At 71.7% G+C, this 7,524-nt stretch carries 7 protein-coding genes; 3 read left to right on the top strand and 4 right to left on the bottom strand.

The features are described 5' to 3' along the window. Nucleotides 1-374 precede the first annotated feature (374 nt). Nucleotides 375-986 (bottom strand): NAD(P)H-binding protein, encoded by a 612-nt coding sequence (locus AB0M46_RS50450; RefSeq protein WP_363348756.1) that lies wholly within the window; start codon nt 984-986, stop codon nt 375-377. Nucleotides 987-1,054: 68 nt separating this feature from the next. Here AB0M46_RS50450 and AB0M46_RS50445 point away from each other — a divergent pair, with 68 nt between their 5' ends. Both AB0M46_RS50445 and AB0M46_RS50440 read left to right on the top strand, forming a co-directional pair. Next, nucleotides 1,055-1,426: a helix-turn-helix domain-containing protein gene (locus AB0M46_RS50445; protein ID WP_363348754.1), complete on the top strand. Its 372-nt coding sequence runs from the start codon at nt 1,055-1,057 to the stop codon at nt 1,424-1,426. Further along, nucleotides 1,423-2,214, top strand: coding sequence for an SGNH/GDSL hydrolase family protein (locus tag AB0M46_RS50440; RefSeq protein WP_363348752.1), 792 nt, complete (start codon nt 1,423-1,425; stop codon nt 2,212-2,214). The genes AB0M46_RS50445 and AB0M46_RS50440 overlap by 4 nt, the downstream gene beginning before the upstream one ends. 264 nt (nt 2,215-2,478) lie before the next feature. Here the strand turns inward: AB0M46_RS50440 and AB0M46_RS50435 are convergent, their stop codons facing one another. From AB0M46_RS50435 to AB0M46_RS50425, 3 genes are read right to left on the bottom strand one after another with little or no spacing between them, the layout of a single operon-like run. After that, the gene (locus AB0M46_RS50435; RefSeq protein WP_363348750.1) at nt 2,479-3,384 is read right to left on the bottom strand and encodes an NADP-dependent oxidoreductase; all 906 of its coding nucleotides are present in this window, start codon (nt 3,382-3,384) and stop codon (nt 2,479-2,481) included. 13 nt (nt 3,385-3,397) lie between these two features. After that, nucleotides 3,398-5,245 carry a class I SAM-dependent methyltransferase gene (locus AB0M46_RS50430; protein WP_363348748.1) on the bottom strand — a complete coding sequence of 616 codons (1,848 nt, stop codon included), beginning with the start codon at nt 5,243-5,245 and terminating at the stop codon, nt 3,398-3,400. A 1-nt stretch (nt 5,246) separates the two neighbouring features. After that, nucleotides 5,247-5,555 carry an antibiotic biosynthesis monooxygenase gene (locus AB0M46_RS50425; protein WP_363348746.1) on the bottom strand — a complete coding sequence of 103 codons (309 nt, stop codon included), beginning with the start codon at nt 5,553-5,555 and terminating at the stop codon, nt 5,247-5,249. A 97-nt stretch (nt 5,556-5,652) separates the two neighbouring features. Here AB0M46_RS50425 and tyrS point away from each other — a divergent pair, with 97 nt between their 5' ends. After that, nucleotides 5,653-6,921 carry a tyrosine--tRNA ligase gene (gene tyrS, locus AB0M46_RS50420; RefSeq protein WP_363348744.1) on the top strand — a complete coding sequence of 423 codons (1,269 nt, stop codon included), beginning with the start codon at nt 5,653-5,655 and terminating at the stop codon, nt 6,919-6,921. Nucleotides 6,922-7,524: the final 603 nt, after the last annotated feature.

The raw sequence follows: 7,524 nt of genomic DNA, 5'->3' as shown, positions 1-7,524 counted from the left end.
AGCGGGCAGCCCAGAAGGCGTCGACCCGGGCCCGGGCGTCACGCTGCACCGCCCGCCGGACCGCGAACGCGGCCCCGAACACCCGCTCCAACACCTGCCGCACCCGCGGCTCACGCACATCCAGCGGCAGACGCAACACCGACACCGGACCCTCGTGCCGCCACGGCACCGCCCGATTCGGCCCCCGACGCCGCGGCCCCGCCCCCGTCACACATCGACACTACCCAACGTACCGCTCAGCCGGACACCCGCGACGACACCTACTACGGAGGGCCAGCAGCTTTGATGACACAGACTTTGATACGCCCCCTAGTTGGGGATCCGATAGGTCCGGACACTGGGTGCCCGGACCTATCGGATCCGTCGGTTGCCGGTCAGCCGCCCGAGATGCCGATCTGCCGGCGGTGGTGCCGGCTTTCGGCGGCCTCGTCCAGGAGGGCGCAGGCCAGGGCGGCATAGGTCAGCGGATTGCCGAAGTCCCGGATTTCGTACCGCGTATCGCCCGGCTTCTCGACCAGCTCCATCGGGGGCGTGAGCACCACCCAGTCGACCGGGCCCGCGTACCGCTCGAGCACGGCCACCTCGTCGGCGCGGGCCTGGGCGAACGGCCGCCACTCGGCCGGGAACCCCGGCTCCTCGAAGACCGCCACGCCGTGCTCGCCGGGGAGGGTGGTGGCGACGCCGACGAGCAGCAGGCGCGGTACCGCCGCCCGCTCCAACCCCTCGAGCAGCGCTCGCATCGCCGGCCCGTACGCGGCCGGGTCCAGATCGGCGGCGTAGACCGCCACGATCGCCGCGTCGTGCCCGCGGGCGACCCGCTCGACGTCCGCGGCGCTGGTGGCGTCGCCGGGCACCGCGTCGGCAACATCAGGATGTCTCGATGGATCGCGGAGCACCGGGGTCGCGTCGACCCTTCGCCGCTCGGCCTCGGCCAGCACCGCCCGGCCGGCCCGTCCACCCGCCCCGAACACCACAACACTCGTCATACCGCGGACGGTAGAACGGGAGACCTCGATAACTGCAAGGTAACTGAGGGCCGCGCTACGGTAAGCCGATGCTGGATCCCCTCCCGCCGGACCTCTTCGATCCCGCCTGCCCGTCGTCCGCGACGCCGTTCCAGATCGGCGACAAGTGGGCGGGCATGGTGCTGGTGTGCCTGGCCGACGGCCCCCGCCGCTTCAGTGAGCTGCGCGTCCCGCTGCGCCGCGTCTCCGCCAAGGTCCTGACCGAGACCCTGCGCGCCCTGGAGCGCGACGGCATGATCACGCGGACGTCGTACCCCGGGATCCCACCCCACGTCGAGTACGCCATCACCGACCTCGGCCGCACCCTCTTCCCGGCCATGGAGGCCTGCCGCGCCTGGGCGGCGCGACACCTCCCCGCCGTCGAGTCGGCCCGCGCGGCCTACGCGCTGCGCAAAGCATGATCCCGCGCACGTACCGCCGCTACGTCGCGATCGGCGACAGCACCACGGAGGGCCTGGACGACCCGGACGGCCGCGGCGGCTACCGCGGCTGGGCCGACCGCTTCGCCGAACACGTCGCCCGCGCCCAGTTCGGCGGCGTTGTCGAGTACGCCAACCTCGCCATCCGCGGCCGGACCACGGCCCGCATCCGGGCGGAGCAGCTGCAGCCGGCGCTCGACCTGCGCCCCGACCTCGCCACGGTGGTCGCCGGCATGAACGACATCCTGCGCAAGTCCTTCGACCTGGCCGCCGTGGCCCGCGACATCCACGCGATGCAGCACGCGCTGGTCGCCCAGGGCGCGACCGTCCTCACGTTCACCCTGCCCGACCCAGCCCCGGTCATGCCGATGGCCCGCCCGCTGCGGGGCCGGGTGCTCGCCCTGAACGACGAGATCCGCAAGGTCACCGCGGACAGCGGCGCGATCCTGCTCGACCTGGGCGCGTACCCGGTCGCCTCCGACCCTCGCCTCTGGGGCGACGACCGCCTGCACGCCAACGGCGCGGGCCACGAACGCATCGGCGCCGCGCTCGCGTACACCCTGGGCCTCCCGGGCTTCGACGACTCCTGGGCCGCGGAGCTCCCACCGCTGTCCGTGCGCCGCCGCCACCAGGTCGTCGCCGCCGAGCTCGCCTGGGTGCGCCGTCACATGCTGCCCTGGGCCGGCCGCCACCTGCTCGGCCGCTCGTCGGGCGACAACCGCGAGTGCAAGCGCCCCGCCCTGGCCCCGGTCGTCCTGCTCGACCCCTGACCCGCCGCCGTCGGCGGTCACCTCCGCGGTCGCCCGTCGCGGTCACCGTCCCGTGGTCACTCTCCGCGGGTGCCGTCCGTGGCCGCTGTCCGTGTCGCCGTGCGTGGTCACCCGTCGTATGGTCACCCTTCGCGGGTGCCGTCCGCGGCCTCTGCCGTGTTGCGGTGCGTGGTCGCCGTGCTGTGGTCACCCTCCGCGGGTGCCGTCTACGGTCGCCTCTGTGGTCCCCCTTCGTGGTTGCCGTGCGCGGTCCTTCGTGGCGGGTCAGAGGGTGAGGACGATCTTGCCCCGTATGTGGCCGGACTCGCTCAGGTCGTGGGCGGCGGCGGCCTCGGCCAGTGGGAAGGCGCGTTCGACGGGCATGGTGAAGCGGCCCTCGGCGTACAGGTTGGCGACCTCCATCAGGGTGGGCCACGCGCGGCCCTCGGAGCCGTCCGTCACGCGGGCGCCGTGGCGGGGCGCGTCGAAGTCGGCGATGCTCACCACGTCGGCCGGGGTGGGAGTCAGCGTCACGAGGTCGGCGACGGCACCGCGGCCCGCGGTGTCCAGCGCCGCGTCGATGCCGGCCGGGGCGATGGCACGGACGCGGCCGGGCAGGCCGGGGCCGTAGGTCACCGGGGTAGCGCCCAGCCCGCGGAGGAAGTCGTGGTTGCGCTCGCTGGCGGTGCCGATGACCGTGACACCGCGGGCGACCGCGAGCTGGACGGCGGCGATGCCGACGCCACCGGCGGCGCCGTTGACCAGCAGGGTGCTGCCCTTCTCCACGGCGAGCAGGTTGAGCGCGCGGCCGGCCGTCTCGACCACGTTGGGCAGGCCGGCCGCCTCGCCGAACGGCATGGCCCGCGGCTTCGGCGTCCAGACGCGCAGCACCGCGAGCTCGGCCGCGGCGCCGCCGACGGCCACCCCGAAGACCTCGTCGCCGACCGCGACGCCCTCGACCCCCTCACCGACGGCGTCGACCACCCCGGCGGCGTCGGAGTGCGGCACCACCGGCAGCCGGGTCGGGGTGGTGTCGCCGAAGGCCCCGCTGCGCAGCTTCCAGTCGTACGGGTTGACGCCCACGGCCCGCACCGCGATGCGGATCCGGCCGGCCGGGGCCTGCGGCTCGGGCAGCTCGACGACCCGCAGGACGCTCGACGGCCCATACTCGGAATACTGCAACGCCCTCAACGTCGTCTCCTGGTCAGGTGTTGAGCGGTCGGCGGGCGATCAACAGGACGTGGGTGTCGGGCCAGCCGAGCGGTGTGCTGTCCAGTGTGGACAGCTGCGCGTAGGGCCGGATGCGGTTGTCCACGATCCAGTCGTTGCGCCACGAGTGGGAGGCCGGGTCGACCTCGAAGCCGACGTCGGTCAGCAGGGACTTCCAGTCGGCGAACTCCAGGCCGCAGAACTGCTCGTGGGCCTCCGACAGCCAGTTGTCCGGATAGTCCTTGTGGGTGAGGAACTCCATGGCGTCGCCGAGCGCGATCTCGACGGCCCCGGGGTTGGCCGGGTCGCCCAGGTCCTTGTACTCCAAGGGAAAGTGGAAATCGGCGGCGAACCGGTCGAGGCGGGCCCGGGTGGGCAACCCGGCGACCAGGGCGGCGATCTCGTCCCGCGAGAGCCCGTCCAGCGACGGCACCGCCGGGCTGCCGGCGGCCGTTGCGCCGGGCACCGGCGGGGTGGGGCCACCCTGCAGGGTGAGGCGAACGCGGCGGAGACGGTCGTCGGGGCCGCAGACGTCGGAGTTGATCCAGACGCCGCCGGGGACGGTCTGGTCGTAGATGGCCCGGGCGAAGGCACGCAGGGAGGCCATGCGGTCGCCGTACGACCAGATCTCGTGGGTCAGGGCGAAGGTCAGCGTGGTGTCGATCGAGCGAGGCGGGAAGACGGCCCCGCCCAGCACGTTGCGGCAGTAGAAGTAGACGTTGGGGTTGCTGAACCAGCCCTGGGCCTTGCGGTGCACGCACTCCTCGTAGAGGTGGCGGGCGACCTCGACACCGATCAGGTCGCTCTCGCGCAGCGCCGGCTCGCGGTCGGCCAGGGCGAGCACCGCGCCGGCGCCGCAGCCGACGTCGACGATCCGGCCCGGGCGCACGTGAGCGCGGACCGTCTGCCACTTGCGCTCGGCGCTCGCCTCGAACGCCTCCGCGTAGGTGCGGTAGTCGCGGGTCGTGGTGAGCCCGCCCTCCTCGCCGACGACCGGGTCGTTGACCACCATCGCGACCTGCTCGTCGAGCCGATAGCGGTCGTACACGTCCACGGTCGCCGGGTGGGCCAGCTCCCGCCAGGCCGGGTCGCCGGAGGCCACGCGCAGGAGCACGTCCCACGGCCGCAAGGGAGCCGGGCCGGCGTCCGTCTGGCCGACGGCGGCATCGCCTCCGACACCGCTCGCGCCGGCCGCCTGTGCACCCGGCGCTTGGACCGCCCGGGCACCCGGAGAGCCGGTGGCTCGGGCACCTGGAGATTGGGCCGCCTGCGCATCCCGAGGTCGGGCGGCCTCGGCGGTCCGGAAGCGAGCGGCTTGGCCGCCTGGAGACGAGGCCGCTTGCGCATCCGCCGGGCGAGCCGTCGGGGCGTCCGCGGGGCGGGGCGCCGGGGTGACCGGCGAGGCGAAGTCAGGGTCGGCCTCGACGAGGGCGATGGAGAAGCCCAGGGCCGAGTAGAGCGCGGCGACCTCCGGCGTGGAGCAGGCGACCACCGTGTCGGCCGGGGTGAGGCGGTGACCGAGGACCGACTCCACGCTCTTGAGCGTCACCTCGGCGAACCGGTCGGTGCGTGCCGCGTCGAAGACGGGGACGACCAGGGAGCGCAAGCCCTCCTCGACGCTGAATCGCTCGATGGCCGCCTCCCGGCGGTCGTAGGGGAGCGGGTTGCGCTTGGTGTTCTGGTGGTTGGCGCTGGTCACCGCCCACACGATCGTTGTCGCGGTGCCGAGTCCCGCGCTTTGAAGGTCTTCACCCGCACCGTCCTCGACCAGACCGCGCAGGTAGACCGCTTGGAAGCGGGTCAGCAGGTGGTGCCGGCCGGGGAAGAGGACGAAGCGGGCCATGTCAGGGCCGGGGGTCCGCGTGTTGGACGACCTCGAACTCCAGCAGGCTGGAGCCGGTCGCGACGGGTTTGGCGCGCTCGCCGGAGTGGGCCTCGCGGGCCGGGCCGTTGGCCCACGCCTGGAAGTGCTCCTCGGATTCCCACTTGGTGTAGACGAAGTAGCGCGTCTCGCCGGCGGTCGGGCGCAGCAACTCGAAGCCGAGGAAGCCGGGTGCGTCCTCGACCGCGCCGTGCCGGGCGCCGAAGCGGCGCTCCAGTTCGGGGCCCGCGCCCTCGGGGACCTCGATCGCGTTGATCTTCACGACTGCCATGACCCAACCCTAGCGGCCGGGTATGACAAAAACCCGGTCACCCAGGGGACCGTAACGGGGTGGGGCCTGGCCGGGAGCGGGTGGAACAATCGGCGCCATGACCGATGTCCTCGAAGACCTGCAGTGGCGCGGCCTCATCGCGCTCTCGACCGACCTCGACGAACTCCGCGCGGAGATGGCGAAGGGGCCGATCACCTATTACTGCGGCTTCGACCCCACGGCTCCCAGCCTGCACATCGGCAACCTCCTGCAGGTGCTCACCGTCCGGCGGCTGCAGCTGGCCGGGCACCGCCCGCTCGCCCTGGTCGGCGGCGCGACGGGGCTGATCGGCGATCCGCGGCCCTCGGCCGAGCGGCAGCTGAACTCGGCGGACACCGTCGCGGAATGGGTCGAGCGGATCAAGCGGCACATCGAGCCGTACCTCGACTTCACCGGCAGCAACGCGGCGCAGATCGTGAACAACTACGACTGGACCGCGCCGCTGTCGGCCATCGACTTCCTGCGCGAGATCGGCAAGCACTTCCGGGTCAACAAGATGCTGACCAAGGACGCGGTGAGCGCGCGGCTGAACTCCGACGCCGGCATCAGCTACACGGAGTTCAGCTACCAGATCCTGCAGGGGATGGACTTCCTGGAGCTCTACCGGCGTTACGGCTGCAAGCTGCAGACCGGCGGCAGCGACCAGTGGGGCAACCTCACGGCCGGCACCGACCTGATTCATCGCGTGGAAGGTGTTTCGGTACATCTCCTGGCCACGCCCCTGCTGGTGAACTCGGCCGGGGAGAAGCTCGGCAAGTCCACCGGCGGCGGGAGCCTGTGGATGGACGCGGAGATGACCAGCCCCTACGCGCTGTACCAGTACTTCGTGAACCTCGAGGACGCGTTGGTCGGCGGGCTGCTGCGCAAGCTCACCTTCCTGGAGCGCGAGGAGATCGAGGAGATCGAGAAGGAGAGCGCGGAGCGGCCTTCGGCGCGGATCGGGCAGCGGCGCCTCGCCGAGGAGATGACCAAGCTCGTGCACGGGCCGGAGGAGACGGCGCAGGTGATCGCGGCGAGCCAGGCCCTGTTCGGGCGGGGTTCGCTCGGCGAGCTCACCGCGTCGACCCTCCGCGCGGCGCTCAGCGAGGCCGGCCTTGTGTCCGCCCCGACCGGCTCCACGGTCGCCGACCTGTTCATCGCGGCCGGGCTCGCCTCCAGTCGCAACGAGGCGCGGCGGACGGTGGCCGAAGGCGGCGCGTACGTGAACAACGAGCGGGTCGGCGACGCCGAGGAGGTCGTGCCGGCCGAGCGTGCGCTGGCGGGCGGCCTGCTGGTGCTGCGCAAGGGCAAGCGCACGTTCGCCGGGGTCGAGTTCGTCGCCGGATGATTTGGCGGTCCCGCCGGGCGTGCCGTAGCTTGGGCAGTCGCTGCGGCCCCCGGCGCGGCCGTCATCACCAAAGAGAGTGATCGATTTGGTGGTGATCCCAAAGCCGGGTAACGTAGATGACCGGCAGGGAAACGGACGACATAGCGGAGCGCAAGACGCGCCGCGGCGGACGGCCTGTCGCAATCAAAGCGATCATCAAACCGGGTGACCGGCGAGTGATCGTGCCCGCAGAAACGTTCGGCGAACGCGATTTGGACGCCAGACGCGAAGCGGGTAAGGTAGATGACCGGCAGGGAACACGGACGAGGCACGCGGGTCGCGAAAGCGAGCCGCAGCGGACGTCCTGCCGACATAATACGGCACTCGACCGGGCAACCGGAAGAGCTGCCACGTGTCCGAAAACGGGACATAGTTCGCAAACACGAACTTGACACCGCAAAACGGGCCTGCTAGACTAGATAGGAACGAAACGCCCCGGGCGTAACCGAGCTGACAAGGCGAGGTTCGGCGGTGTGTGTTGGTTGTTTGAGAACTCAACAGGGTGCTTGTTAAGCCAGTGCCAAATGATTATTACCCCGTGGCACGGGTCCTTTCGGATTGCGT

The sequence above is a fragment of the Dactylosporangium sp. NPDC051485 genome (assembly GCF_040682015.1).
Classification (GTDB): Bacteria; Actinomycetota; Actinomycetes; order Mycobacteriales; family Micromonosporaceae; genus Dactylosporangium.
This window is presented reverse-complemented; position numbering and strand designations above follow the sequence as displayed.